Here is a 1,706-nt window from a genome sequence, read left to right as displayed (position 1 = left end):
ACTGCTCTTTAACAATTTATCAGACAATCTGTGTGGGCACTCAAAGTGACATGGATTCTTAACGTCCTCGGACGAAAAATGAATACCAAGTCTCAAGAGTGAACACGTAATTCATTACGAAGTTTAATTCTTTGAGCATCAAACTTAAATTGAAGAGTTTGATCATGGCTCAGATTGAACGCTGGCGGCAGGCCTAACACATGCAAGTCGAGCGGTAGCACAGAGAGCTTGCTCTCGGGTGACGAGCGGCGGACGGGTGAGTAATGTCTGGGAAACTGCCTGATGGAGGGGGATAACTACTGGAAACGGTAGCTAATACCGCATAATGTCGCAAGACCAAAGTGGGGGACCTTCGGGCCTCATGCCATCAGATGTGCCCAGATGGGATTAGCTAGTAGGTGGGGTAACGGCTCACCTAGGCGACGATCCCTAGCTGGTCTGAGAGGATGACCAGCCACACTGGAACTGAGACACGGTCCAGACTCCTACGGGAGGCAGCAGTGGGGAATATTGCACAATGGGCGCAAGCCTGATGCAGCCATGCCGCGTGTGTGAAGAAGGCCTTCGGGTTGTAAAGCACTTTCAGCGGGGAGGAAGGCGATAAGGTTAATAACCTTGTCGATTGACGTTACCCGCAGAAGAAGCACCGGCTAACTCCGTGCCAGCAGCCGCGGTAATACGGAGGGTGCAAGCGTTAATCGGAATTACTGGGCGTAAAGCGCACGCAGGCGGTCTGTCAAGTCGGATGTGAAATCCCCGGGCTCAACCTGGGAACTGCATTCGAAACTGGCAGGCTAGAGTCTTGTAGAGGGGGGTAGAATTCCAGGTGTAGCGGTGAAATGCGTAGAGATCTGGAGGAATACCGGTGGCGAAGGCGGCCCCCTGGACAAAGACTGACGCTCAGGTGCGAAAGCGTGGGGAGCAAACAGGATTAGATACCCTGGTAGTCCACGCCGTAAACGATGTCGATTTGGAGGTTGTGCCCTTGAGGCGTGGCTTCCGGAGCTAACGCGTTAAATCGACCGCCTGGGGAGTACGGCCGCAAGGTTAAAACTCAAATGAATTGACGGGGGCCCGCACAAGCGGTGGAGCATGTGGTTTAATTCGATGCAACGCGAAGAACCTTACCTGGTCTTGACATCCACAGAACTTTCCAGAGATGGATTGGTGCCTTCGGGAACTGTGAGACAGGTGCTGCATGGCTGTCGTCAGCTCGTGTTGTGAAATGTTGGGTTAAGTCCCGCAACGAGCGCAACCCTTATCCTTTGTTGCCAGCGGTCCGGCCGGGAACTCAAAGGAGACTGCCAGTGATAAACTGGAGGAAGGTGGGGATGACGTCAAGTCATCATGGCCCTTACGACCAGGGCTACACACGTGCTACAATGGCATATACAAAGAGAAGCGACCTCGCGAGAGCAAGCGGACCTCATAAAGTATGTCGTAGTCCGGATTGGAGTCTGCAACTCGACTCCATGAAGTCGGAATCGCTAGTAATCGTAGATCAGAATGCTACGGTGAATACGTTCCCGGGCCTTGTACACACCGCCCGTCACACCATGGGAGTGGGTTGCAAAAGAAGTAGGTAGCTTAACCTTCGGGAGGGCGCTTACCACTTTGTGATTCATGACTGGGGTGAAGTCGTAACAAGGTAACCGTAGGGGAACCTGCGGTTGGATCACCTCCTTACCTTAAAGAACCTGCCTTTG

1 rRNA gene is annotated in these 1,706 nt (G+C 52.9%); it reads left to right on the top strand.

The annotated features are described in order from the left end of the window. Positions 1 to 146: 146 nt before the first annotated feature. Positions 147 to 1,686: ribosomal RNA gene (locus tag RRF55_RS27085) — 16S ribosomal RNA — on the top strand. Positions 1,687 to 1,706: the final 20 nt, after the last annotated feature.

The sequence above is a fragment of the Klebsiella sp. K47 genome, assembly GCF_051858335.1.
GTDB classification, from domain to species: domain Bacteria; phylum Pseudomonadota; class Gammaproteobacteria; order Enterobacterales; family Enterobacteriaceae; genus Klebsiella; species Klebsiella pneumoniae.
This window is presented reverse-complemented; position numbering and strand designations above follow the sequence as displayed.